Annotated in this window: 23 protein-coding genes; 10 read left to right on the top strand and 13 right to left on the bottom strand. The window is 63.0% G+C overall.

Going from position 1 to position 23,145, the window contains the following annotated elements:
* Positions 1-12: 12 nt before the first annotated feature.
* From B2J77_RS04315 to B2J77_RS04345, 7 genes are all read right to left on the bottom strand, one after another.
* Positions 13-1,440 carry a di-heme oxidoredictase family protein gene (locus B2J77_RS04315; RefSeq protein ID WP_078478043.1) on the bottom strand — a complete coding sequence of 476 codons (1,428 nt, stop codon included), beginning with the start codon at positions 1,438-1,440 and terminating at the stop codon, positions 13-15.
* A 107-nt stretch (positions 1,441-1,547) separates the two neighbouring features.
* On the bottom strand, positions 1,548-1,934 hold the full coding sequence (locus tag B2J77_RS04320) for a hypothetical protein (RefSeq protein WP_078478044.1): 387 nt from the start codon (positions 1,932-1,934) through the stop codon (positions 1,548-1,550).
* A gap of 12 nt (positions 1,935-1,946) precedes the next feature.
* A complete protein-coding gene (locus tag B2J77_RS04325; RefSeq protein WP_058637140.1) occupies positions 1,947-2,429 on the bottom strand; it encodes a hypothetical protein in 483 nt (160 codons plus the stop codon).
* Positions 2,430-2,565: 136 nt separating this feature from the next.
* Complete coding sequence (locus tag B2J77_RS04330) at positions 2,566-3,903, bottom strand: imelysin family protein (protein WP_078478045.1); 1,338 nt, start codon at positions 3,901-3,903, stop codon at positions 2,566-2,568.
* Between the two features lie 151 nt (positions 3,904-4,054).
* Entirely contained in the window at positions 4,055-6,109 is a 2,055-nt protein-coding gene (locus tag B2J77_RS04335; RefSeq protein ID WP_058637138.1) for a putative bifunctional diguanylate cyclase/phosphodiesterase, read from the bottom strand.
* Positions 6,110-6,343: 234 nt separating this feature from the next.
* Entirely contained in the window at positions 6,344-6,940 is a 597-nt protein-coding gene (locus tag B2J77_RS04340) for a superoxide dismutase (protein ID WP_078478046.1), read from the bottom strand.
* Positions 6,941-7,190: 250 nt separating this feature from the next.
* On the bottom strand, positions 7,191-7,790 hold the full coding sequence (locus B2J77_RS04345) for a LysE/ArgO family amino acid transporter (RefSeq protein WP_058603268.1): 600 nt from the start codon (positions 7,788-7,790) through the stop codon (positions 7,191-7,193).
* Positions 7,791-7,881: 91 nt separating this feature from the next.
* On the opposite strand from B2J77_RS04345, the gene B2J77_RS04350 reads away from it, so the two are divergent.
* The 3 genes from B2J77_RS04350 to B2J77_RS04360 all read left to right on the top strand — a co-directional run bounded on the left by B2J77_RS04350 (position 7,882) and on the right by B2J77_RS04360 (position 10,733).
* On the top strand, positions 7,882-8,772 hold the full coding sequence (locus B2J77_RS04350; RefSeq protein ID WP_058637137.1) for a LysR family transcriptional regulator ArgP: 891 nt from the start codon (positions 7,882-7,884) through the stop codon (positions 8,770-8,772).
* 50 nt (positions 8,773-8,822) lie between these two features.
* The gene (locus B2J77_RS04355; protein WP_078478047.1) at positions 8,823-9,818 is read left to right on the top strand and encodes an NAD-dependent epimerase/dehydratase family protein; all 996 of its coding nucleotides are present in this window, start codon (positions 8,823-8,825) and stop codon (positions 9,816-9,818) included.
* An 84-nt stretch (positions 9,819-9,902) separates the two neighbouring features.
* Positions 9,903-10,733 (top strand): ATPase, encoded by an 831-nt coding sequence (locus B2J77_RS04360; protein WP_078478048.1) that lies wholly within the window; start codon positions 9,903-9,905, stop codon positions 10,731-10,733.
* Between the two features lie 42 nt (positions 10,734-10,775).
* Here the strand turns inward: B2J77_RS04360 and B2J77_RS04365 are convergent, their stop codons facing one another.
* Positions 10,776-11,825 carry an alkene reductase gene (locus B2J77_RS04365; RefSeq protein ID WP_058637134.1) on the bottom strand — a complete coding sequence of 350 codons (1,050 nt, stop codon included), beginning with the start codon at positions 11,823-11,825 and terminating at the stop codon, positions 10,776-10,778.
* A gap of 113 nt (positions 11,826-11,938) precedes the next feature.
* Here B2J77_RS04365 and B2J77_RS04370 point away from each other — a divergent pair, with 113 nt between their 5' ends.
* On the top strand, positions 11,939-12,535 hold the full coding sequence (locus tag B2J77_RS04370; RefSeq protein ID WP_058637133.1) for an ACP phosphodiesterase: 597 nt from the start codon (positions 11,939-11,941) through the stop codon (positions 12,533-12,535).
* 36 nt (positions 12,536-12,571) lie between these two features.
* Here B2J77_RS04370 and B2J77_RS04375 read toward each other — a convergent pair whose 3' ends face one another.
* A complete protein-coding gene (locus B2J77_RS04375; protein WP_058637132.1) occupies positions 12,572-13,324 on the bottom strand; it encodes a lysophospholipid acyltransferase family protein in 753 nt (250 codons plus the stop codon).
* A gap of 35 nt (positions 13,325-13,359) precedes the next feature.
* The gene (locus B2J77_RS04380) at positions 13,360-14,115 is read right to left on the bottom strand and encodes a GNAT family N-acetyltransferase (protein ID WP_078478049.1); all 756 of its coding nucleotides are present in this window, start codon (positions 14,113-14,115) and stop codon (positions 13,360-13,362) included.
* A gap of 206 nt (positions 14,116-14,321) precedes the next feature.
* Here B2J77_RS04380 and B2J77_RS04385 point away from each other — a divergent pair, with 206 nt between their 5' ends.
* From B2J77_RS04385 to B2J77_RS04395, 3 genes are read left to right on the top strand one after another with little or no spacing between them, the layout of a single operon-like run.
* Positions 14,322-14,903: a YceI family protein gene (locus B2J77_RS04385; RefSeq protein ID WP_058637130.1), complete on the top strand. Its 582-nt coding sequence runs from the start codon at positions 14,322-14,324 to the stop codon at positions 14,901-14,903.
* Between the two features lies 1 nt (position 14,904).
* Positions 14,905-16,062 (top strand): phospholipase D-like domain-containing protein, encoded by a 1,158-nt coding sequence (locus B2J77_RS04390; RefSeq protein WP_078478050.1) that lies wholly within the window; start codon positions 14,905-14,907, stop codon positions 16,060-16,062.
* A 51-nt stretch (positions 16,063-16,113) separates the two neighbouring features.
* Positions 16,114-16,692 (top strand): DJ-1/PfpI family protein, encoded by a 579-nt coding sequence (locus B2J77_RS04395; protein ID WP_058637230.1) that lies wholly within the window; start codon positions 16,114-16,116, stop codon positions 16,690-16,692.
* A gap of 25 nt (positions 16,693-16,717) precedes the next feature.
* On the opposite strand, the gene B2J77_RS04400 is transcribed toward B2J77_RS04395, so the two are convergent.
* Positions 16,718-17,116: a nuclear transport factor 2 family protein gene (locus B2J77_RS04400; RefSeq protein ID WP_027914521.1), complete on the bottom strand. Its 399-nt coding sequence runs from the start codon at positions 17,114-17,116 to the stop codon at positions 16,718-16,720.
* A gap of 115 nt (positions 17,117-17,231) precedes the next feature.
* Here B2J77_RS04400 and B2J77_RS04405 point away from each other — a divergent pair, with 115 nt between their 5' ends.
* Both B2J77_RS04405 and B2J77_RS04410 read left to right on the top strand, forming a co-directional pair.
* Positions 17,232-17,822: a GNAT family N-acetyltransferase gene (locus B2J77_RS04405; RefSeq protein ID WP_058603257.1), complete on the top strand. Its 591-nt coding sequence runs from the start codon at positions 17,232-17,234 to the stop codon at positions 17,820-17,822.
* Positions 17,819-18,688, top strand: a complete 870-nt coding sequence (locus B2J77_RS04410) for a carbon-nitrogen hydrolase family protein (RefSeq protein ID WP_078478051.1) — start codon at positions 17,819-17,821, stop codon at positions 18,686-18,688. The genes B2J77_RS04405 and B2J77_RS04410 overlap by 4 nt, the downstream gene beginning before the upstream one ends.
* Positions 18,689-18,795: 107 nt before the next feature.
* Here the strand turns inward: B2J77_RS04410 and B2J77_RS04415 are convergent, their stop codons facing one another.
* Positions 18,796-20,319, bottom strand: a complete 1,524-nt coding sequence (locus tag B2J77_RS04415; protein WP_023534301.1) for a fumarate hydratase — start codon at positions 20,317-20,319, stop codon at positions 18,796-18,798.
* Between the two features lie 280 nt (positions 20,320-20,599).
* Here B2J77_RS04415 and B2J77_RS04420 point away from each other — a divergent pair, with 280 nt between their 5' ends.
* Positions 20,600-21,520, top strand: a complete 921-nt coding sequence (locus tag B2J77_RS04420) for an iron-sulfur-binding ferredoxin reductase (RefSeq protein ID WP_078478052.1) — start codon at positions 20,600-20,602, stop codon at positions 21,518-21,520.
* Positions 21,521-21,600: 80 nt separating this feature from the next.
* On the opposite strand, the gene pyk is transcribed toward B2J77_RS04420, so the two are convergent.
* Positions 21,601-23,055: a pyruvate kinase gene (gene pyk, locus B2J77_RS04425; protein WP_027914526.1), complete on the bottom strand. Its 1,455-nt coding sequence runs from the start codon at positions 23,053-23,055 to the stop codon at positions 21,601-21,603.
* Positions 23,056-23,145 lie beyond the last annotated feature (90 nt).

Below are 23,145 nucleotides of genomic sequence, written 5' to 3' on the forward strand. Positions count from 1 at the left end.
TCCTGTGCATGTTTAAAGTGATTTCAAAAACGCCAGCAGGGCAGCGCGCTGCTCGGCATCGAATGTAAGGACGAAATCGCGTGCTGCCTGGGCTTCGCCGCCGTGCCACAGCACCGCTTCGAGCAGGTTGCGCGCGCGTCCGTCATGCAGAAATTGCGAGTGACCGCTGACCGTTTCGCTCAGGCCGATTCCCCAGAGCGGGGCCGTACGCCAGTCCTGGCCGTTGGCGGCAAATTCGGTTCGTTCATCGGCAAGGCCGGGGCCCATGTCATGCAGCAGTAGATCGGTATAGGGCCGGATGATCTGGCCGGCGAGTTCCGGCTCGGCGGCATCGCTGGCGGTGGTGAACTGAGGGATATGACAACCCTGGCACCCGGCCTTATAGAACAGGTTCTTGCCTGCCAGCACCTGGGGGGTGGCCACATCCCGACGGGCCGGCACGGCCAAGTGGCGGGTATAGAAGGTGACCAGGCGCAGGATGTTGTCACTGACTTCCTTTTCCCCTGCCACGCCGTCGCCATTGGGCGCGGCGCGGCATTCGACCTGAGCCTGGGTGCAGTCGTCGTTGGGCTGCAATGTCGTCGTCAGGCCCATGTCGCCGGCGAACGCATGCGCATTCTGCTGGTTCACAGTCGGCTGGCCCGCTTTCCACCCAAAGCGGCCGACAACCGTGCGCCCCAGCGCATCGTCCCACACGCGGTTGGCGCGTCCCCGAATCCCATCGCGATTGCGGTCGTCCGGGTCTTCGTTGGCCAATACGTCAGCCTCGGGAATCGCCTCGAGCAGGCCCAGGCCGATCATCGGTGGCGCCACGCGCGCCGAAAAGCGCGTGTCCGGGTGCATGGCCCCGTAGCCCAGTTGGGTGATCTGCAACGCCGGCATGCGCAGCTCGACCTGATGGCCATCCTTGAACGAGACCGTCTGCGCCGTGTAGGTCATGCGCACCTTGCCTTCAGGCGCTACGCCAGGGATGGCCATGTCCTGAAGCTGGGTGCCGTATACAGGTTCTGGTACCACCCCCAGACGTTCGATGACCTTGGCCAGGTAGGGTTGGTCAGGTATCGACAGGCGCACGAGCATGCCGACCGCATTGCTGGCACTTGCCGCGGGTGGGTGACCGCGCCCGTCGCGCACATGGCAGTTCTGGCAGGCGTTGGTGTTGAACAAGGGGCCCAGGCCGTCGCGCGCCGTGGTGGTGGAGGGGGCGATGACCCAAGGGTTGCGAAAGAAGCTGTTGCCTACTGCAAAGTCCAGGCGCCGCTCATGGGAGAGGTTGGCGGCGGGCAGCGAATACGCATTGCGGTCACTGCGCAACACGGTCGTCTTGCCACCTGACAGCGCTTCGCCCGGCTCGGCCTGGGTAAAACGCGGGGCGTCGTCACAGGCGGCGAGGGCAAAGACCAGCAGCAGAGGGGCAAGTCGGGACAGCGGCAGGGACATGCAGAATCCTGGGCCTGAACGAAAATCCGGCGTGCAAGCTTATCAGGCCCAGGATCATTGAATAAGAGCAATTTGCGTTTGCTGGATGAAATCGTCGTAGCAGGTGCTTAGGCCATCAAGAGTTTGAACTGGCGGTTGACCAGGCTGACGATGAGGTTCTTGCTACCCCCTTCGCGGTTATCGCCCGGGACCTCCATCACTTCCTCGCTGGCATATTCCATGGACGAGGCGATCAGGTATTTCACCGCATCCATGTAGGCGGGCTGCCAGTAATCCTGAAAAAGCCAGATGTTGGTCTCTGCACCTGGCCCCAGAATCAAGCGCAGCGCTTTGTAGTTCTCTTCGGATTTACCGATCCAAGGCACCGCGAGCGAGCCGTTCCAGACGTGCTGGGCGCCAATTGCCAGGCTTTGGCTGCGGTTTTCTCCGTCAATCAAGGTCAGGGTATAAGGCGTGTTGTTGGCAAGGGAACGCAGGTAAGTAACGCTGGCCATTGTGTATCTCCTTTATGGGTGAGTACTCGGACGGGGCAGGGGGCCGCTCGGGGCGCGGTATACGTAGGCCGCGAGCAAGGTGATTTCATTGAAGGGCGGTTCGAGTGCGGCTGGGTCGAAGCGACCTAAAGGTTGCAAACCATGCGCATAGGCCACGGCTTCGAACAGCCGTCGGTCGGTTTCGTTGGGGTCGTAGAGGTAGACCTTGCCTGACCCTGCTAATACACGGCACATCTCCTCGGCCACCGCGTGGGTGATCGGCGCCCCCATCAGGGTGACATGGGGAACAGAGTGGTCGTCGATCGGGAACTTGGGCGCGTCGTACTCGTACACCAGAATCACGTTGGGGATCGGCCCGCCTGCGAACGGGCCGTTGGAGATACGCTGGCCAGCTTTGTTGAGGTTGTAGGCGTTGTGAAATCCTGTGATCAGGTTCGTGCCTTCAATGCGCTGCACGATCCGGCCCTCTCCCCAAACATCGAGAATCTGCAGCATTGGCTGCCTCCCTGTTGGCGATTAAATGATGCGTGCAGGGTGGGCGATGGGTGGCCTGCCAGGCAGCAGGAAACGGTGCCGCAGACATGAAAACGCCCGGCTCAAGGCCGGGCGTTGGGTGCCGCACCAGATGGGATCAGAACTCGTGGTCGGCTGTGTCAGGGTTCAGGTTGTCGATGCCCAGTTTGCCGGCGGCCTGTTCGATGGCACCGGTCTGCTTGACCAAGGCTGCAATCGCATCACGCACGATCTGGTTGCCGGCGGTGTTGTCGGCGGCGATTAGTTGGTCGTAGTGCTCGCCTTTGAGGGCGTGGTCGACGATCACCTGGATCTTCGCTTCGGTGGCTTCCAGGTCTGCGCGCAGGGTCGCATCGGCAGCAGGGTCGGCCTTGGCCACCAGTGACGACAGGCTAGGCCCGGTCAGCTTGGTGCCATCGGGGCGGGTGTACTCGCCCAGGTAGACGTTGCGAATGCCCTTGGCATCGTAGAAATGCGAGTAGTGGGTGTTGTCGCTGAAGCAGTCGTGTTCGTCCTCGGGCGAGTTAGCCTCCAGGGACACCTTCATACGCTCGCCAGCCAGCTCACCCAGCGAAAGGCTGCCCATGCCGAACAGCATCTTGCGCAAGCCGTCGGTGGCCGACTCGGCTTCGAGCTTGGCGCGATAGTTGTCGGGCTCGTTCGGCGCCCAGTTGGCCACCATCTCGTCAAGGTCGGCGACCAGAAGGTCGGTGACCGCCTTGAGGTAGGCGCGGCGGCGGTCGTTGTGGCCACCCGTGGCGCCCTCGCCTTCCAGGTAGTCCGACGCCGGACGATTACCCGCACCTGGGCCGGTACCGTTCAGGTCCTGGCCCCACAGCAGGAATTCGATGGCGTGGTAGCCGGTGGCGACATTGGCTTCGGAGCCGCCCAGCTCGTTGAGGCTGGCCAACTTCTCGGGGGTGATGTCCTTGACGTCGATTTTCTCTTCGCCCACCTGGATCTCGGTGTTGGCGATGATGTTGGCGCTGGCTGCCGGGTTACCCAGGGCGTGCTCGTAGCTGGTGTCGACGTAGTCGATCAGGCCTTCGTCCAGGGGCCAGGCGTTCACCTGGCCTTCCCAGTCGTCGATGATGGTGTTGCCGAAGCGGAACACTTCGCTTTGCAGGTAGGGCACGCGCGCAGCGACCCAGGCGTCCCTGGCGGCCTTGAGCGTCTGATCGTTGGGCGTGGCGAGGAATGCGTCGACGGCGGCCTGCAGGGTCTTGGCGGTGCTCAGCGAGTCGCTGTACACGGCATGGACCATCTCGGCGTAGTGCTTGACCACGGCCTTGGCAGCGGCTTCGTCGACAGCCCCTGGCGTTGCTGCAGGGGTGCTGGCGGCAGCGGGAGCCTGGGCTTGCGGCGCGGCGGCCTTGTCGTCCTTGCCTTCACCGCAACCGGCGAGAGCGATGGCAATGGCCAGCAGACTGGCAGAGGCCAGGGGCATTCGAATCATTGTTGGTTTCCTGCGTCGTGTGGTTGGACCATGGGTGAACCGTGCGCGATGGCACGCTGAACCGACACATCATGCGAAAGATTTGCATTTGCTGTAAAGGGTTCAGCCTGCGATTCATGTAAAAGCTGGTCACGGCGTTTCACCTGTGCATTCAGAGCATGGAAACCTGATTGCGCTGGGCCTGCCTGAGGAAGCTGGTCAGTTCCCGGGCCGACAGCGGCTTGCTGTAGTGGTAGCCCTGGCCCTCGTGGCAGCCTTGGGCAATGATGTAGGCTTCCTGTTCGGCGGTTTCCACGCCTTCGGCAATGACCTGCATGCCCAGGCTTTTGCCCAACTGAATGATGGCGCGCACGATGGTCGCGTCATCGTCGTCATCGAGCAGGTCCTGCACGAAGCTCTTGTCGATCTTGATCTTGTCCAAGGGCAAGGACTTGAGGTAGCTCAAAGACGAGTACCCAGTACCGAAGTCGTCGATGGCGATCAGGGCGCCCGAACGCCGCAGGCTCAGCAAGTGCTGGGCTGCGGTGCTGATGTCCTCCATCAGGCCGGTTTCGGTCACCTCCAGTTCCAGGCTGCGCGGAGGCAGGCGATAGGCCTGGAGCAGATTGTTCACCACCCGCGGCAGTTCGCTGTGGTGAAGTTGCACAGTAGACAGGTTGACCGCCATGCGCAGCTCGCTGAAGCCCAGGTCGTGCCATTCGCGCAACTGCCGGCAGGCCTGATCCAGCACCCACTCGCCGATCCCGATGATGCTGCCGTTCTGTTCGGCCAGTGGTATGAACTGATCGGGCGGCACCATGCCCAGTTCCGGATGCTGCCAGCGCAGCAACGCCTCGACCCCTACAACGCGATGATCGCGATAGCTGATCTGCGGTTGGTAGACCAGGTACAGCTGGTTGCGTGGCAGGGCCTCGCGCAGGTCCTTTTCCAGTTCGCGGCGCCGGCGCATCTCGGTGTCCACGCTGGCGATGTAGAACTGGTAGCGATTGCGTGAACGCGCCTTGGCCAGGGTCATGGTCTGCTCGGCTTTTTGCAGGAGCTTCTCGGTGCTGTCGCCGTCTTCCGGGAACAGGGTGATGCCAATGGTGGCGCGCAGGCGGATCTGCTGGTGGTGGTCCAGGTCGAAGGGCACCTCCAGATCATCGAGGATGCTTTGTGCAAGCTCTGCCGCTTCGTAGGGCTGTTCGATGTTGGCCTGCACCAGGGCGAACTGGTCGCCCCCCAGCCGCGCCAGCGCGCCCAAGCGTCCGCTGTGGGCCCTCAGACGATCGGCCAGGGCCAGCAGCAGCTGATCACCGACCTGATAGGTGAACTGCTCGTTGATGCCCTTGAAGTCGTCAAGGCCTACACAGAGCACGGCCACTCGATGTTGCAGGCGCCCACCGTCCACCAGGATCTTGTCCAGTTGCTGCTGCAGTTGCTGGCGATTGGGCAGGCCGGTGAGGAAGTCGTACTGGGCCATGCGCTGCAGACTGTTCTCGGCCTCATGGCGCAGGTGGGTATTGCGTTCGATCGATGCCAGCAACTGGTTGGCGGTGTTCACCCAAAGGCCCAGTTCGTTCTTCTCATGGCCCCTTATCAGTGGGATCTGATGCTGGCTGGGGCGGTCTGGATTGATCTGGGTGAGGTGTTCGATGATTTTGGAGAGTGGCTTAGTCAACAGCCAGTGGTAGACCAGGTACAGCACCAGCCCCATGGCAAGCGCCCGAAGCACGCCGGAGATGAAGATGATCACGGCGTTGATCAGAAAGTCTTCGCCATAGGCGGCCGTGTCGAGGGTGATGTTGAGGTCGCCGTAATATTCACTGTAGGGCCCCCGGCCTACCAGCTGCGTGGTGTAGGTACGCTCCTGGCCAAGAATCAGATCGGTGAGCCAGCGCAGGGGCATGTCCTGCAACGGCCTGGACTTTTCTGCCAGCATGGTTTCGTTGGGGTGACCGATGGAGGCCATTCGCACCGACTCGTCCTGAAACAGACCTTCCATGACCTGCATGCCCATTTCACGGTCCAGGCTGTAGACCGCCTGTGTAGAAGGATCGCGGAACATGTCAAGAATGCGCTGGGCGTCATTGTTGACGGCCTGGCGGGTCTTGTAGGTGTCATAGACGATTTGCGCACAGCTGAGCACGACGCCGACCGCTAGCGCCGCCAGGAGCACGACCCTGAGCAACTTGACCGACAAGCTGTTACGCAATTCCAGCTTCAATGGAGGTTCCTTAATCCATGCAAATGACATTATTTTGCCATCAATCATGACCTTTCACTACGGGACGGTCATTAGCAGTGTATCGGTTGAAGCCCTGGGTAACTTGAGTGGGCGTCGTCAAGAAACCGGAAATTTGATGTTAGCGCGCTATGCACGCTGAACAAGTGCGGCATCGTCCAGTAGCAGGCATGAAAAAGCCCGGCACGTGGCCGGGCTTCAAGAACAGTGCTGGACTCAGGCCTTGAAGGTCTTGCCTTCGAACTGCTCAGCCACGAAGGCCCAGTTGACCAGGTTCCAGAACGCCTCGACATACTTTGGACGCAGGTTGCGGTAGTCGATGTAGTAGGCGTGTTCCCAGACATCGCAGGTCAGCAGCGGAGTGTCGCCGCTGGTCAGCGGGTTGCCGGCACCGATGGTGCTGGCCAGCGCCAGGGAACCATCCGCTTTCTTGACCAGCCAGCCCCAGCCGGAACCGAAGGTGCCGACGGACGTCTTGGTGAACTCTTCCTTGAACTTGTCGAAGGAACCGAAAGCGGTGTTGATGGCTTCTGCCAGGGCGCCGGTCGGCTGGCCGCCGCCGTTTGGCGACAGGCAGTTCCAGTAGAAGGTGTGGTTCCACACTTGAGCGGCGTTGTTGAAGATGCCACCCGACGAAGAGGTGACGATCTCTTCCAGGGTCTGGCCTTCGAATTCGGTGCCCGGTACCAGGTTGTTCAGGTTCACGACATAGGTGTTGTGGTGCTTGTCGTGGTGATACTCCAGGGTTTCCTTGGAGATGTGCGGCTGCAGGGCATCGTGGGCGTAGGGCAGCGGCGGCAATTCAAAAGCCATGGTAGATCTCCTGATTCAGGTCTAGTTCGCGGTTTGCGCAGGGCCGATCACGGGCGGCCCTATGTGCGTCGGCGAGTTTGTACTCTTTGCGACGCAAGGGCTGGATCATAGCACCAAGCCTTGGCGCATAACCACGCAACAAACATAGGGATTAGAGGTTCCAGGTGCCTTGGCGGGCAGCGACCGGTGGCGGTCGTTTCCAGGCAGGATGGGCAGGGACGTCACGCGCTGGCACCCTGGGCTCGAATGATCAGTTGAAGATCAGTTGCGCTGCCACGGCAAACATCATCACGGCCACCATCAGGTCCAACAGACGCCAGGTGCCTGGCCGTGCCAGCCAGGGAGCCAGCCATGCCGCCCCGATCGCCAGGGTCGAGAACCATAGCAGCGAGGCGCTGGCAGCCCCCGCCACGTAGGCCCCTGGCGCCGTCTGCTGGGCCCCGAGCGAGCCGATCAGCAGCACAGTGTCAAGATAGACGTGGGGGTTGAGCAAGGTGACCGCCAGGGCACTGAGCAGCACGGCCCGCCGTGAACGCATGCCCTGGCCCTGCTGGTGCTGCAGGCTCTGGTCGGAGAAGGCACTGCGCAGGGCTTTGATCCCGTACCAGATGAGGAATACCGCGCCCCCCCAGCGGGCAACGCTCAGCAGCGTCGGATTATGGGCCAAGGCCGTGGCAAGACCGAACACACCTGCGGCGACCAACAGGGCATCACACAGGATGCACAGCGCCGCTACCGGCAAGTGATGCTCGCGGCGCAGGCTTTGCGCCAGAACGAATGCGTTCTGCGTGCCAATGGCCATGATCAGGCCCAGGGCGACCAGCAGGCCATTGAGATAACTCTGCCACATGGAAGACGACTCCTCGAAAGATGCTGGCCAGTGTGACAACTTGCGGGTTATAAGAAAAATCAATAAAGCTCACCGGTCATTAGGAAAATCGATGTTCGACTACAAGTTGCTTGCGGCCCTCGCTGCCGTCGTCGAGCAAGGCGGCTTCGAGCGTGCAGCGCAGGTGCTGGGCCTGTCCCAATCGGCCGTGTCGCAGCGCATCAAGTTGCTGGAGGCGCGCGTGGGGCAGCCGGTACTGGTTCGCATTGCTCCGCCTGGCCCGACGGAGGTAGGCCGGCAATTGCTCAACCATGTGCAGCAGGTGCGCCTGCTTGAGCGCGACTTGCAGCGCCAGGTACCCGCGCTCGAAGACGGGGGTATGCCGGAACGTCTGCGCATCGCGCTCAATGCTGATAGCCTGGCCACGTGGTGGGCCGGCGCAGTGGGGCAATTCTGTGCCGAGCACAAGGTCCTTACCGATCTGGTAGTCGAGGACCAGGAAGTAGGTCTCAAGCGCATGCGCGCCGGTGACGTGGCCGCCTGCCTGTGCGGCAGCGAACGCCCAGTGGCCGGCGCCCGCAGCCTGGCCCTGGGGGCAATGCGTTATCGGGCATTGGCCAGCCCTGCCTTCATGAAGCAGCATTTTGCCCAAGGCTTCGATGCCTGCCGCCTGGCTCGCACGCCCGCAATCGTCTATGGCCCCGACGATTTTCTACAGCACCGCTACTTGGCCTCTTTAGGTATGCAGGACGGTTTTCTGCATCATTTGTGCCCCTCTTCCGAAGGCTTTTTGCGCATGACCGAAGCGGGGTTGGGTTGGGGGCTAGTGCCGGAGTTGCAGGCCCGCGAGCAACTGGCAAGCGGCCAATTGGTGGAAATCTGCAGCGATACCCCGATCGACGTACCGTTGTACTGGCATCATTGGCGTAACGGCGGGCAACTGCTGGCACAGCTGACCGACCACCTGCGCCACAGCGCCCACCACTGGCTGGTGCCGTTGTAGCGCCGAAGGGCGTCAAAGGCTTCTGAACATCAGGCAAGGCGGAGTGTTACATGCGAATTCTGGTCACTGGCGCGAGTGGCTTCATCGGCGGGCGTTTCGCTCGGCTGGCCTTGGAGCGGGGGCTGGATGTGCGGGTCAGTGGCCGACGTGCCGAAGGTGTGGAGCATCTGGTGCGGCGTGGCGCGCAGTTCATCCCGGGCGACCTTGGCGACGCGGAATTGGCCCGGCGCCTGTGCCAGGGCGTCGAGGCCGTGGTGCATTGCGCCGGTGCTGTGGGGCACTGGGGGCTCTATCAGACGTTCGCCCAGGGCAACGTGGTGGTCACCGAGAACGTCGTCGAAGGCTGCCTGAAGGAACACGTACGTCGTCTTGTGCACCTGTCCTCGCCGTCGATCTACTTCAATGGTCGTTCACGCATGGCCATTGGCGAGGATCAGGTGCCCGGCCGGTTTGCCAATCACTACGCCAGGACCAAGTTCATTGCCGAACAGAAGGTTTTCGGTGCCCAGGAGTTTGGCCTCGAAGTATTGGCGCTGCGCCCACGTTTCGTCATCGGTGCAGGCGATACGAGCCTGCTGCCGCGGCTGGTGCACCTGCAACGCAAAGGCAGGCTGGCAATTATCGGCAACGGCTTGAACAAAGTTGACTTCACCAGTATTCACAACCTGAACGAAGCGCTGTACAGCGCAGTGTTCGCTGACGGGCGCGCGCTTGGGCAAGCGTACAACATCAGCAATGGCCAGCCCTTGCCGCTATGGGACGTGATCAACTATGTCCTGCGTCAGCTTCAGCTCCCCCAGGTCACCCGCTACCGAGGCTATGGGCTGGCCTACGGCCTGGCCGCGCTCAACGAGGCGGCGTGCGCCCTATGGCCGGGCCGGCCCGAGCCTACGCTGTCACGCCTGGCCATGCAGGTGATGAGTCGCGATTTTACCCTGGACATCAGCCGCGCCAGTCAGTACCTGGGCTACCAGCCCACCACTAGCGTATGGGCGGCATTGGACGAATTCTGCACCTGGTGGAAACACCAGCCGTCTGGCCGGTAAGCGCTCACGACGACGTCGGGCATCACCTGGCTGCGCGCGCGGTTTATAATCCCGCTTATTTGCAACCTCTGTGGTGGGATGCTCATGCGCTTTGATGCTCGCGATGATTTCGATGATGTACCGGCCTTGCGCGCAGGGACGCCGGATGACGACGATGAGGTGCTTGCGGCCCATGTCCCGCGCAGTCGTCGTCAAGCGACCAGGCCACCGAGCACCGGCCCGTTGTGGGCGATGCTGGTAGCCGCGTTCATCGCCCTGGGTTGTCTAGGGTGGTGGAGCTATCGGCAGATCTCCCTGATGGAGCAGCAACTGGTCGCCACCCAGGAGAGCTTCGCGCGCATCAGCGAAGACGCGGCAGGGCGATTGCAAGCGATCAGCGGCAAGGTCGAAGCCAGCGCCTCGTCCAACAACAGTGGCAGTGAAGCCCTCAAGCAGCAGATCAGCCAGTTGCAGGCCAGTCTGGCCGAACAGGGCAAGCAGCAGGCGGGTGTGGCGGGCCAGGCCGGGGACCTTGGCAAGCGCCTGGAGCAGGTCCTGGCCGACACCCGTGAACAGCAGAGGGCGGTGACAGAACTGCAAACGCAGTTGCAGGCGCAGTTGAAGGCGGTGAACGGCGAGTTGGCAGCGCTCAAGTCGGGCCAGGTCGATGGGCGCAAGCTCGACGGGCAACTCAAGAGCCTGAGCGAGGAAGTGGCGGCGCTGAAAAAACAAGGCAACCCCAAGGCCGCCATCGAAAGCCTGGAGCAGGATGTGCTGGTGCTCAAAAGCCAGCTGGACAACCGCCCCAATACCACGGCCGGCGGTGGCGCATCGGTGCAGGAGTTCGACGCGTTTCGTGGTCAGATGACCCGTAACCTGAACAACGTCCAGAGCCAGTTGCAGAACCTGCAACAGCAGATCAACGCCAAGCCTTGACCGGGAAGGACAGGGGCCGGGTCCTGGCCCCTGTCTAAGGCCTCACAGGCGTGGGTAATCAATGTACCCCACCGGACCTTGGCCATAGAACGTTTCTGGGTGAGCTTCGTTCAATGGCGCATCGCCAGCCAGGCGTGCAGGCAAGTCCGGGTTGGCGATGAACGGCACGCCAAAGGCCACGGCATCAGCCTTGCCATTGGCCAAGGCCGCATTGGCACTGGCCTTGTCGAAACCTTCGTTGACGATATAGACGCCGCCAAATGCTGCTTTGAGTGCAGGGCCAAGGCTGTCGTCGCGCTCACGTTCCCGTGAGCAGATGAAGGCAATGCCCCGCTTGCCCAACTCCCGCGCCACATACGTGAAGGTCTGGGCACGGTCGGTATCGCCCATGTCGTGGGCATCGGCGCGCGGCGCCAAGTGCATCCCGACGCGCTGCGCTCCCCATACCTGGACTACGGCGTCGGTGATCTCCAGCAGCAGGCGGGCCCGGTTTTCCAGCGAGCCGCCGTACGCGTCAGTACGCTGGTTGGTGCTGCTTTGCAGGAACTGGTCGAGCAAATAGCCGTTGGCGCCATGAATCTCGACGCCGTCAAAGCCTGCGGCCTTGGCGTTTTCGGCACCCGTGCGGAAGGCCTCGACGATGTCGCTGATCTCTTCGGTATCCAGCGCCCGAGGCGTGGGGTAGTCGCTGAGCGGGCGAACCAGACTCACGTGCCCCTTGGGTTGGATGGCGCTGGGTGCGACCGGTAACTGGCCATCGAGGTAGCGTGGATGGGAAATGCGGCCCACATGCCACAGCTGCAAGAAGATTCGGCCGCCAGCGGCATGCACGGCATTGGTGACATTGGTCCAGCCCCTGACCTGTTCAGCGCTCCATATGCCCGGCGTGTCCGGGTAGCCCACGCCCATGGGGCTGACCGAGGTCGCCTCGCTGATGATCAGGCCGGCACTGGCACGTTGCACATAGTATTCGGCCATCAGTGCGTTCGGCACGCGGCCGGCGTCTGCGCGGCAGCGGGTGAGTGGGGCCATGATGATGCGATTGGGCAGTTCCAGGTCGCCCAGGGTGATTGGATCGAATAGCGTGGTCATGACGGATACCTGAGAGTCAAAGGGAGTCGCAAAGCTTTAAGTGTTCCGAACAGATAGCCAGACGGTATATCGCTCGGCGGCGATGCATTCCAGGCAAGTGATAGACTGGCGCCATGAATTATCTTGCACACCTTCACCTTGGGGGACCAGCCCCACAGCAGTTGCTGGGCAGCCTCTACGGGGACTTCGTCAAAGGCTCGCTGGAAGGGCGGTTCGCGCCGCAAATCGAGGCGTCCATCCGCCTGCACCGGCACATCGACAGTTTCACTGACACGCATCCTGTCGTGCTGGCCTCCCTGGCGCGTTTTACGCAGGTGCGACGCCGGTTTGCGGGGATTGCGCTGGACGTCTTCTTCGACCACTGCCTGGCGCGTCACTGGCCTGAATATGGGCGCCAGCCGCTGCGTCAGTTCACCCATGGGTTCTATCAGGTGCTGTTGGCCGAGCCCGCGCTGCCGGGCCGGTTGGCCCACATCGCGCCTTCCATGGCGCAGTCTGACTGGCTGGGCTCCTATGCTGACTTCGCCACGCTAGAACAGGTGTTCGCCGGGATCGCCCGGCGCTTGTCACGGCCTGAAGGCTTGGCAGGGGTCATGGAGGAACTTGATCGCCTGTACGTGCCGTTGCTCGATGATTTCCGCGCGTTCTACCCCCTGGTACAAGCCTTCGCTGCCAGCCATCGGGCACAGGCCGGCCCGCTCGTTGATTGACTGATCTGCCGCGTGGTTGGCGCCAGGGCGCTGCGTTCAGGTGGCGGTCGCACACGGCCTGTGAAGTACCGGTGGCTCTGGTGTGCCGTAGAGCGCCTGATGGATCGAACGCTGGGCCTGGAGCGCCAGCAGCGTGCGGCCCTTGCCATGACTTGTCAGTGGATCGAGCAGGTGAATGCGTACTTGGCCGCGAGGTTGTGCCAGCAACCGCAGCAGGTGTGACACTAGATCATCATCCCCCACGAAGGGCGCCAAGGAGTCGATCTGGCCCCGCCGCTGGTATTGGATGGCCACCGGTTGCACGGCGATGCCCTGGTCGATGGCTGCCGCCAACAGGCGCCCATGAAAGGTCCTGAGCTGGTGCCCGTCGGTGGTCGTGCCTTCGGGGAACAGCAGCATGGGGTGGCCTGTGACCAACTGCTGGCCGATCTGCACGCGTAGCTGCTGCCCATCGCCGGCGCCGCGCCTGATGAACAGGGTGCCTGCCTGCTCGGCCAGCCACCCGGCAAGCGGCCAGTGCCGGACCTCCGCCTTGGACAGAAACGACATAGGCGCCAGCATGCCCAGCAGGGGGATGTCGGTCCAGGACACATGGTTGCCGACCCACAGCATGGGCGTGCTCGGCAGCTTGCCCGTCACGCAGACTTCGAAGGGCAGTGCTGCTACCAGGCGCCGCATGAACAGCCGGGTCCAGCGTTGCCGGCGTTCGAGCGAGGTTTTGATGCCAAGGTGCATCCCGATGACGAGCAGGCTGGCCATCAGCAGCCCCAGCACCACCACCAGCAGCATGTGAACCAAGCGCCCCACCTGCCGAAGACGGCCCCTCACACAGCGGCCTTGAAGTGACGGGCGTAGCGCGGGCACAGCGCCTCGCGCTTGAGCAGGATGAACACATCGGCGACCTGGAAGTCTTCATCCCAGCACGGTTCGCCACAGACCTTGGCGCCCAGGCGCATGTAGGCCTTGAGCAAGGCCGGCATCTGGGCGCTCACGTTATCCGGCAACGTCAGCGGCGGCAGCGGATTGCGGGGTTCGGCACGCAGGTCCTGGGTGCACAGGTGGCGTTCGCGCAGGCGTTGCATGACGGCATGCGCCTGCACCCCGCCGTCCTGCATCGAGATGCTGGCGCAACCCATCAGGTAGCGATAACCGCCTTCGTTGAGTACGTCGGCCAGCTCGCTCCAGAGCGTGGCAATGGTGCCCCCGTTGCGGTACGGCGCGGCCACACAGGTACGACCCACTTCCAGGATGGGGCCCTGGAGTTGCAGCAACCCTTGCAGGCTGAACCCCTCCTCGCTGTAGAAGCGGCCCAGGTTGCTGGCCGCCTCGTGGTCGAGCAGTCGCGTGGTGGCCACCAGCCGTCCGGTAGTGACATCGCGTACGCCGATATGACGGCAGTGCGGGTCAAATTCGTCCTGGTCCAGGCCGTGCTCGGCACCCTTGAACCTTGCATCGAACGCTTCGCTGAAGACCTGATAGCGCAGGGCCTGAGCCTCCCGCAACGCGGCGTGACCCATCAGGCGCTCGGCGTGCAGGCGGTGTCCGGTGCAGGTGTCGGCAACATGAGCGATTCGCGTCATTACGAGTCTCCATAAAACCAGCCATGCAAGGGTGGCCGGTAGGCTTTTATGTGCGCGTTCAGGCTAGAAACACGGGATGTCATGGCGATGAAGGTTCGATGATGCTTGCATGACCCGCCGGTTGGGCGTGGCGGCGAACGTGCTGGCGCTTGCTGTGCCAAAGACCTGCGCGGTAAGGTGAGTCGCCTGCATTTTCGAGACCCCTCATGCTCAAGTCACTCCGCCTATGGCCTGCACTGCTGCTTGCGTTGTGCCTGCCCGCACACGCCAATTGGCACCTTGACGGCGAGTCGTCTCGCCTGTCCTTCATCACCGGCACCAACGGCGAAGCGGCGCAGGTGCACCGCTTCCTAGTGCTGCATGGCACGGTGGACCGCAAGGGCGCCGCGAGCCTTCGTATCGAGATGGATTCGGTCAGCAGCGGCGTCCCGTTGCGGGATGAGCGCATGCGGGACACATTGTTCGACGTCGCACGGTTTGCCGAAGCGACCGTGCAGGCGCAGCTGGATCTGCGCCCGATCAACGACCTGGCCAACGGTGCGCAGATCGAATTGCGCCTACCGCTGACGGTAACGTTGCACGGTCAGTCCCACCGCTACGACGCCTTGCTGTTGGCCACCCGCCTGGACGAGCGTCGGTTCCAGGTCGTCACCCTGGAGCCCCTGGTGCTGCGCGCCGAGGATTTCGGCCTGATGCCAGGGCTGCAAGCCCTGCGCAAGTTCGCCAACCTTAAGGCCATCAACCCGTCCGTACCGGTCAATGCGGTACTGATCTTCACTGCGCGCTGACATGCCGGGCCCGGTCTTCCCCTGGCGGGATGGCAACCAGTTCGAGCTGCTGATCGATGGGCCACAATTCTTCCCCCGCATGCTGTCGGCCATTGAGCATGCCCAGACGCAGGTGGACCTGGAACTGTACCTGGTCGAGTCCGGAGCCTGCGCCGAGGCTGTGGTCCAGGTGCTGGAACAGACCGCCCGCCGCGGGGTGCGGGTGCGCTGCCTGTTCGATTATTACGGGTCGCTGGCCTTGAGCGCCAAGCTGCGGCAACGTCTGGTGGATGCCGGCGTGTATCTGCGCTGGTACAACCGGCTGCACTGGAGACGCGGGCTGCGCAATCTGTACCGCGACCATCGCAAGTTGCTTGTGGTCGACGAGCAGTGGGCGGTGGTGGGCGGTACCGGGGTTACCGATGAGTTCTGGCAACCGGGCCAGCCCAGCAGCGAATGGCACGAGGTGATGGTGCTGATGCAAGGCCCGGTGGTGAGCGACTGGCAATTGCTGTTTGATCGCCAGTGGCAGGCCAACCATCGCCGCACGGCCTGGCGCCCTGCCGAGGGCTTCGGCCTGCCGCGCCTGCCCAAGGTGCCTGCGCAAGGGCAGGGCATGGGCCGGGTGGCCTATGCCGACGCCCGCCAGCATCAGGACATCCTGCATTCATTGGTACGTGCCCTCAACAGCGGCAAGCAGCGCATTTGGCTGGCCACGCCTTACTTTCTGCCGACCTGGAGCGTGCGTCGCTCGCTGCGCCGCGCAGCTGGCAAGGGCGTCGATGTGCGGTTGCTGCTCACCGGCCCGCGCACCGATCATCCTTCGGTACGGTATGCCGGTCACCGGTACTATCCACGCCTGCTGCGCGCTGGCGTGCGTATTTTCGAGTATCAGCCGTGCTTTCTGCACCTGAAGATGGTGGTGGTGGACGATTGGGTCAGCATCGGGTCCTGCAACTTCGACCATTGGAACCTGCGCTTCAATCTGGAGGCCAATATAGAAGCGTTGGACCTGCCGCTGACGAGCGCGGTGGTCGAAAGTTTCGAACGCGATTTTGCCCTGAGCGAGGAAGTTGACCTGGCGCATTGGAACGCCAGGCCGTTCTGGCGACGGGTCAAACAGCGCATCTGGGGATGGCTGGACCGGTTGGTGGCCAACGTGCTCGACCGGCGCGACTGAGCGCAGCTATCGTGCAATGACGGTTCACAGGCAATCGAGGGAATGGATGCGATGACGGTTAAGAAGATACTCATGCTGGTGGGCGATTACGTCGAGGACTACGAGGTCATGGTGCCCTTCCAGGCGCTGAGCATGGTTGGGCATACCGTGCACGCCGTGTGCCCGGAAAAGGTGGCGGGCCAGACCGTGCGCACGGCTATCCACGACTTCGAAGGCGACCAGACCTACAGTGAAAAGCCGGGGCACCAGTTTGCCCTGAACCACGATTTCGTCCGGGCCCGCGCCGAAAGTTACGATGCACTGGTAATCCCGGGCGGGCGTGCCCCGGAATACCTGCGCCTTAACGAGAAAGTGCTCGAGCTGGTGCGAGCGTTCGACCAGGCAGGCAAGCCCATCGCTGCCGTGTGTCACGGCGCCCAGTTGCTAGCCGCTGCCGGGGTGCTCAAAGGCCGGGAGTGCAGTGCGTACCCGGCCTGCGCGCCCGAGGTGCGCCTGGCCGGCGGCACCTATATCGACATTGCGGTGGACCAGGCCCATGTGGACGGCAACCTGGTCACTGCGCCCGCCTGGCCGGCTCACCCTGCGTGGTTGGCGGCGTTTTTGAAGGTGTTGGGCACCCGTATCCTCTGACTCATCAGGCCGGCCAGTCCATGGGTCAGCCGACTTGCTCGACCCAATCGTTGAGGTTGTAGTAGTTGGTTACGCGGGCGATCTTGCCGCAATGGATATAGAAGAACGCGCCGGCCGGCAGGACATAGGTCTGGCCGGTGGCCGCAGGCAGGCCTTCGTCATCGGCCACATATTGCCCGTGTACGGTGAATTCCGCCGCCGCGCGACTGCCGTCGGCATTCTGCATCACCACGATGTCGGCCAGGCGCTCGCGGTAGCAGCGGTTCATTTTGTCCATGAAGGCGGCGAACCTGGCCTTGCCCATCTGCCGCTCACCCTGATTGATGTCGTGAATCACATCTTCGCTGAGCAGGGCCAGAAACCCTGGCATGTCACCTGCGTTGAACGCGGCGTAGTAAGCGTTTACCAATTCGGTAGCGGTCATGGAACATTACCTGTCGTGTAGGGAAAAGGCGTGTCGGTGGGCTGGATGATAGGGTTTCCCCTCAAGCCCGGCTTAGCCGAGCGCGTCATCCACATCGACAAAACGACCGCCAAGCATGCAAATACGCCTACTGCACGGCGCCGCCATCGCGCCCTATATCGATGACCTCGCTCGTCTGCGCCTAACTGTGTTCCGCGAGTTCCCCTACCTCTACGATGGCTCGCCCGAGTACGAAGCCGACTACCTGGCCGCCTATGCCCGTTCCGGGCGCAGCCTGGTGGTGCTGGCCATGGATGAGGACAAGGTAGTGGGCGCCTCCACGGGCCTGCCCCTGGTCGACGTTGCGCCCGAGTTCCAGGAGCCGTTCGTGGCCCAGGGCCGCGACCCGGCCAGCGTCTACTATTTCGGCGAGTCTGTGGTTCTGCCGCCATACCGAGGGCAGGGGCTTGGGGTACGTTTTTTCATCGAACGCGAATCCTATGCCCACAAACTGGCCGAGTTCGATTACTGCGCGTTCTGCGCCGTGGAGCGGCCCGGTGTACATCCGCGCCGCCCGGCCGACTACAAGCCTTTGCATGGGTTCTGGCGCAACCGCGGTTTCCTCCATGACCCATCACTGCGTACCCGGTATGCCTGGCGCGACCTGGACGAGCAGGAAAGCTCGGACAAGCTGATGTCGTTCTGGCTCAAGGAACTGCCCCTTTGATCCGTGTCGCGGCCTGCCAATACGCCATTGAGCTGCACGAAACCTGGGAGGCTTATGCCGACCACCTGCAGGGCTTGTGTGCAGAGGCGGTGGAGGCGGGCGCGCGCCTGCTGCTGCTGCCCGAATATGCAGGGCTGGTGCTCAGCGGGCAGCTGACACCCGAGCAGCGGGGGGACCTGAAGGCTTCCATTGCAGGCATCCAGCCTTTGATCGAGCCGTGGAAGGCCCTGTGTGCAGGCCTGGCCAAGCGTTGGGGCATCTACCTGCAACCAGGCACGCTTCCGGTACTGGACAGCGACGGCGCCTACCGCAACCGCGCCTGGCTGTTTGGCCCCAAAGGCGCGCTAGGGCATCAGGACAAGCTGATGATGACCCGCTTCGAGCGGGAACAGTGGGGCATTGCCGCAGGCCATGGGCTGACGGTGTTCGACACCGATCTGGGCCGTCTTGGCATCCTGGTCTGTTACGACAATGAGTTCCCGCTCTTGGCACGCCGGTTGGCAGAGCGTGGGGCTGACCTGATCCTGGCGCCGAGCTGCACCGACACCGAAGCCGGCTATCACCGTGTACGGATCGGGGCTCAGGCACGCGCCTTGGAGAACCAGCTGGCCGTATTGCAGAGCCCGACCGTAGGGCTGGCACCCTGGTCGCCGGCATTGGACGAGAACCTAGGCCGGGCAGGGCTGTTCGTGCCGCCTGATCGTGGCATGCCGGGGGATGGGGTAATGGCTCTGAGCGAATCGCTCGACCCGCAGTGCAGCCGTTGGCTGGTGTGCGATCTGGACCTGGAGGCCGTGCGCCGGGTCAGGCAGCAGGGGCAGGTATTTACCCGCAGGAACTGGCCCGAACAATTCGAACGTCTTTAAACGCAACGGCGGCGGGCCCTGGCATCAAGGTCCGCCGCCGCAGGTTGGGCTGCGCATGGCTGCGCACGCGAGCGGCCCCTGAAAGCGCCGCCCGCTGTTGCCATGGGTTACTTCACTTCGACGGCCAGGCTCTGGGCAATCTTGTTCTGCCACAAGGCAGGGCCTGTGATGTGCACCGACTCACCGTTGCTGTCCACGGCCACGGTCACGGGCATGTCCTTGACCTCGAACTCGTAGATGGCTTCCATGCCCAGTTCGGCAAAGGCCAGGACCTTGGACTTGCGGATGGCTTGCGCAACCAGATAGGCGGCGCCACCTACAGCCATCAGGTAGACGGCCTTGTTGTCCTTGATCGCTTCGATGGCGGTCGGGCCGCGCTCGGACTTGCCGATCATGCCCAGCAGACCGGTCTGCTCCAGGATCTGGCGGGTGAACTTGTCCATGCGCGTGGCGGTGGTGGGGCCAGCAGGGCCGACCACTTCGTCGCCTACCGGGTCGACCGGGCCGACGTAGTAGATGAAGCGGCCCTTGAGATCCACCGGCAGTGCTTCGCCGCGGTTGAGCATTTCGACCATGCGCTTGTGGGCTGCGTCCCGGCCGGTCAGCATCTTGCCGTTGAGCAGGATGGTTTCACCCGGTTTCCAGCTGGCCACTTCTTCGGGCGTGATGCTGTCGAGGTTGACACGTCGGGCGCTTGGGCCCGCTTCCCAGACGATTTCGGGGTAGGCGTCCAGCGAAGGCGCTTCGAGCTCCGCAGGGCCTGTGCCGTCGAGCACGAAGTGGGCGTGGCGAGTGGCCGCGCAGTTGGGGATCATGCACACCGGCAGCGAGGCGGCGTGGGTCGGGTAGTCCATGATCTTGACGTCGAGCACGGTGGTCAGGCCACCGAGGCCCTGGGCGCCGATGCCCAGTTGGTTGACCTTCTCGAACAGCTCCAGGCGGATTTCTTCCAGGCGGTTCTGCGGGCCGCGTGCCTTGAGCTCATGGATGTCGATGGACTCCATGAGCACTTCCTTGGCCATGACCGCGGCTTTTTCGGCAGTGCCGCCGATACCGATGCCCAGCATGCCAGGCGGGCACCAGCCAGCGCCCATGGTCGGAACGGTCTTGAGTACCCAGTCGACGATGGAGTCGGACGGGTTGAGCATGGCCATTTTGGACTTGTTTTCCGAACCGCCGCCCTTGGCTGCAACATCCACCTCGACCTTGTCGCCGGGGACGATGGAGTAGTGGATAACGGCCGGCGTATTGTCCTTGGTGTTCTTGCGGGCACCGGCCGGGTCGGCCAGGATCGATGCGCGCAGCACGTTTTCAGGCAGGTTGTAGGCGCGGCGCACACCTTCGTTGATCATGTCGTCGACGCTCAGGGTGGCGCCGTCCCAGCGCACATCCATACCCACGCGCACGAATACGGTGACGATGCCGGTGTCCTGGCAGATAGGCCGGTGACCGGTGGCACACATGCGCGAGTTGATCAGGATCTGGGCGATGGAGTCGCGCGCAGCCGGCGACTCTTCGCGCAGGTAGGCCTCGTGCATGGCCTGGATGAAATCGACGGGGTGGTAGTACGAGATGAATTGCAGGGCGTCGGCCACGCTCTGAATCAGGTCGTCTTGCTTGATCACGGTCATGCAGCGCGCTCCTCTTAAAGACGGGAACATTCAGTGAGACGTTCGACGGAGCCGACCAGCCTGTCGAAACGCCTTGCAAAGGCGCGCCGACAGCCTGCCGACGCAAAAAAGGCGCGGCAGTATAGCGCGCCTGCCCCTGTGAAACACCTGCGAGTGGTCAGGACCATGGTCTGGCCGGTAGCCGGCATCCTTTTTGCTGCTAGGCACAGGACAGGGCATTAGACTCGACGGGCGCGCGGTCGCGTCCATCGGCACAAGGGGTTTGAACAGGTGAGTGAACATGCCCGAAATTAGGGTGGGCACGCGTTGTTGGACGGTGCCGACGGGTGCCAACTTGCTCGATGCCCTGAACGAGGCAGGGCTCGGGGTGCCCTACAGCTGCCGCGCAGGGAGCTGCCATGCGTGCCTGGTACGGTGTGAGGACGGGTTGCCCCTCGACGCCCTGCCAGAAGCCCTGGCGCTGGACAGGCATGCCGTGGGCTGGCGCCTGGCTTGCCAGTGCCGCGTGGTCGAAGACCTGCGCGTGGAGGTGTTCGATCCGTTGCGCGACGGTGTAGGTGGCACTGTCAGCGAACTGGACTGGTTCGGTGATGTGCTGCGGTTGCGCCTGCGGACCGAGCGCAGCGTCCGCTACCAGCCGGGCCAGCACGCGGTGCTCTGGTTGGGTGGGGTGGCGCGGCCCTATTCGCTGGCCAGCCTGCCGGGTGAAGATGATTACCTGGAGTTTCATATCGATTGCCAGCACCCCGGTGCATTCTGTGACCGGGCGCGGGCGCTGGAAGTGGGGGATGTGTTGCGCGTTGGCGAGGTGAGGGGCGGGGCATTGCATTACGACCTTGACTGGCAGGACAGACCGTTATGGCTACTGGCTGCCGGTACCGGGCTTGCACCGCTGTGGGGCATCGTGCGCGAAGCCTTGCGCCAAGGCCATCAGGGGGAGATCAGGTTGCTGCACGTGGCCCGCGACCGCGCAGGGCACTACTTGGCAGCGCCGTTGCAGCAGTTGCCAGGTGTAAACGTGGAATTGGTGATGGTCGCGCAGCTGGAGGAGGCACTGGCTGCGCTGCGGCCTTCATCGAGACAGACTTTGGCCTTGCTGTGCGGCGCGCCCGCCAGCGTCGAACGCTTTGCCCGACGGCTGTTCATCGCTGGGGTGCCGAGGGGGCAGGTGTTTGCAGACAGCTTTGTCGAGCACGCCTGAGCCGACGTATCTGCGGTGCCTGAACAGGGCCGCTTGCGCACGGGGGAACGCGCGCGAAGCAACCCTGGCTCGTCAGCCGATCAGCCGACCAGCGGATCACCGACATGCAGGATCTTCATGCCGTTGGTCCCGCCGATGGTGTGGTAGCTGTCGCCCTTGGTGAGGATCACCCAGTCACCTTGCTCGACCAGCCCACGCTTGAGCAGCTCGTCCACGGCGGCCTGGCTGACCTTGTCGGCCGGTAGCGATGCCGGGTCGAAATCGATCGGGTAAACACCGCGGAACATCGAGGCACGGGCCTGGGTGGCGCGGTGCGGAGACAGGGCGAAGATTGGCACGTGCGAGCGCAGGCGCGACATGATCAGTGGGGTATAACCGCTCTCGGTCAGAGCGATGATCGCCTTCACACCCGGGAAGTGGTTGGCCGTGTACATGGCTGCCAGGGCGATGCTTTCGTCGCAGCGCTCGAACGTGGTGTGCAGGCGGTGGCTGGAGCGCTGGCTGGTCGGGTGCTTCTCGGCACCCAGGCAGATGCGCGCCATGGCCTGGACCGCTTCGATCGGGTATGACCCGGCGGCGCTTTCGGCCGACAGCATCACGGCATCGGTGTTGTCGAGCACGGCGTTTGCCACGTCGGACACTTCGGCACGGGTCGGCATCGGGTTCTGGATCATCGACTCCATCATCTGGGTCGCGACGATCACTGCCTTGTTGTTGCGGCGGGCGTGCTGGATGATCTTCTTCTGGATGGCGATCAGCTCGGCGTCGCCGATTTCCACGCCCAGGTCACCACGGGCAACCATGACGGCGTCGGAGGCTGCGATGAGCTTGTCGAGGGTTTCGTCGTCGGCAACCGCTTCGGCGCGTTCGATCTTGGCCACCAGCCAGGCGCTGCCACCGGACTCGTCACGCAGTTTGCGGGCGTATTCCATGTCACTGGCGTCACGCGGGAAGGATACGGCCAGGTAGTCCAGGTCCATCTCGGCAGCCAGCTTGATGTCGGCTTTGTCCTTCTCGGTCAGGGCCGGTGCAGTCAGACCGCCACCTTTGCGGTTGATGCCCTTGTGGTCCGACAGCGGGCCACCGATGATCACCACGCAGTGCAGGGCGTCGGCGGTGGCGGTTTCGACGCGCATGACCACGCGGCCATCGTCGAGCAGCAGTTCGTCGCCAACGCCACAGTCCTTGACCAGGTCGGGGTAGTCGATACCGACGATGTCCTGGTTGCCTTCTGTCAGCGGATGAGCGGTCGAGAAGGTGAAGGTGTCACCGACTTTCAGTTCGATGCGCTTGTTGGCGAACTTGGCGATGCGGATCTTCGGACCCTGCAGGTCGCCGAGCAAGGCCACGTGACGGCCATTCTTGGCAGCGATTTCACGGATCAGGCGGGCGCGTGCCTTATGCTCGTCCGGAGTGCCATGAGAGAAGTTCAGGCGAGCCACGTCCAGGCCGGCGAGGATCAACTGTTCGATCACTTCCGGCGAATTGCTGGCGGGGCCAAGGGTGGCGACGATTTTGGTACGGCGGATGGTCATGCACAGACTCCTATAGTGAAGCGCAGCGAGAGGCTACTCCTGAATCGGGCTGTAGTCATCGTTAGGTTGCACTACCTGGCTTTGGAAAAC

It is taken from the genome of Pseudomonas parafulva (assembly GCF_002021815.1).
GTDB lineage: Bacteria > Pseudomonadota > Gammaproteobacteria > Pseudomonadales > Pseudomonadaceae > Aquipseudomonas > Aquipseudomonas parafulva_B.

Excerpts from the sequence above, each read along its gene's own strand:
- B2J77_RS04315 (WP_078478043.1), bottom strand. The coding sequence starts at position 1,440 with ATGTCCCTGCCGCTGTCCCGACTTGCCCCTCTGCTGCTGGTCTTTGCC.
- B2J77_RS04320 (WP_078478044.1), bottom strand. The coding sequence starts at position 1,934 with ATGGCCAGCGTTACTTACCTGCGTTCCCTTGCCAACAACACGCCTTAT.
- B2J77_RS04325 (WP_058637140.1), bottom strand. The coding sequence starts at position 2,429 with ATGCTGCAGATTCTCGATGTTTGGGGAGAGGGCCGGATCGTGCAGCGC.
- B2J77_RS04330 (WP_078478045.1), bottom strand. The coding sequence starts at position 3,903 with ATGATTCGAATGCCCCTGGCCTCTGCCAGTCTGCTGGCCATTGCCATC.
- B2J77_RS04340 (WP_078478046.1), bottom strand. The coding sequence starts at position 6,940 with ATGGCTTTTGAATTGCCGCCGCTGCCCTACGCCCACGATGCCCTGCAG.
- B2J77_RS04345 (WP_058603268.1), bottom strand. The coding sequence starts at position 7,790 with ATGTGGCAGAGTTATCTCAATGGCCTGCTGGTCGCCCTGGGCCTGATC.
- B2J77_RS04350 (WP_058637137.1), top strand. The coding sequence starts at position 7,882 with ATGTTCGACTACAAGTTGCTTGCGGCCCTCGCTGCCGTCGTCGAGCAA.
- B2J77_RS04355 (WP_078478047.1), top strand. The coding sequence starts at position 8,823 with ATGCGAATTCTGGTCACTGGCGCGAGTGGCTTCATCGGCGGGCGTTTC.
- B2J77_RS04360 (WP_078478048.1), top strand. The coding sequence starts at position 9,903 with ATGCGCTTTGATGCTCGCGATGATTTCGATGATGTACCGGCCTTGCGC.
- B2J77_RS04365 (WP_058637134.1), bottom strand. The coding sequence starts at position 11,825 with ATGACCACGCTATTCGATCCAATCACCCTGGGCGACCTGGAACTGCCC.
- B2J77_RS04370 (WP_058637133.1), top strand. The coding sequence starts at position 11,939 with ATGAATTATCTTGCACACCTTCACCTTGGGGGACCAGCCCCACAGCAG.
- B2J77_RS04375 (WP_058637132.1), bottom strand. The coding sequence starts at position 13,324 with ATGCTGCTGGTGGTGGTGCTGGGGCTGCTGATGGCCAGCCTGCTCGTC.
- B2J77_RS04380 (WP_078478049.1), bottom strand. The coding sequence starts at position 14,115 with ATGACGCGAATCGCTCATGTTGCCGACACCTGCACCGGACACCGCCTG.
- B2J77_RS04385 (WP_058637130.1), top strand. The coding sequence starts at position 14,322 with ATGCTCAAGTCACTCCGCCTATGGCCTGCACTGCTGCTTGCGTTGTGC.
- B2J77_RS04390 (WP_078478050.1), top strand. The coding sequence starts at position 14,905 with ATGCCGGGCCCGGTCTTCCCCTGGCGGGATGGCAACCAGTTCGAGCTG.
- B2J77_RS04395 (WP_058637230.1), top strand. The coding sequence starts at position 16,114 with ATGACGGTTAAGAAGATACTCATGCTGGTGGGCGATTACGTCGAGGAC.
- B2J77_RS04400 (WP_027914521.1), bottom strand. The coding sequence starts at position 17,116 with ATGACCGCTACCGAATTGGTAAACGCTTACTACGCCGCGTTCAACGCA.
- B2J77_RS04405 (WP_058603257.1), top strand. The coding sequence starts at position 17,232 with ATGCAAATACGCCTACTGCACGGCGCCGCCATCGCGCCCTATATCGAT.
- B2J77_RS04415 (WP_023534301.1), bottom strand. The coding sequence starts at position 20,319 with ATGACCGTGATCAAGCAAGACGACCTGATTCAGAGCGTGGCCGACGCC.
- B2J77_RS04420 (WP_078478052.1), top strand. The coding sequence starts at position 20,600 with ATGCCCGAAATTAGGGTGGGCACGCGTTGTTGGACGGTGCCGACGGGT.
- pyk (WP_027914526.1), bottom strand. The coding sequence starts at position 23,055 with ATGACCATCCGCCGTACCAAAATCGTCGCCACCCTTGGCCCCGCCAGC.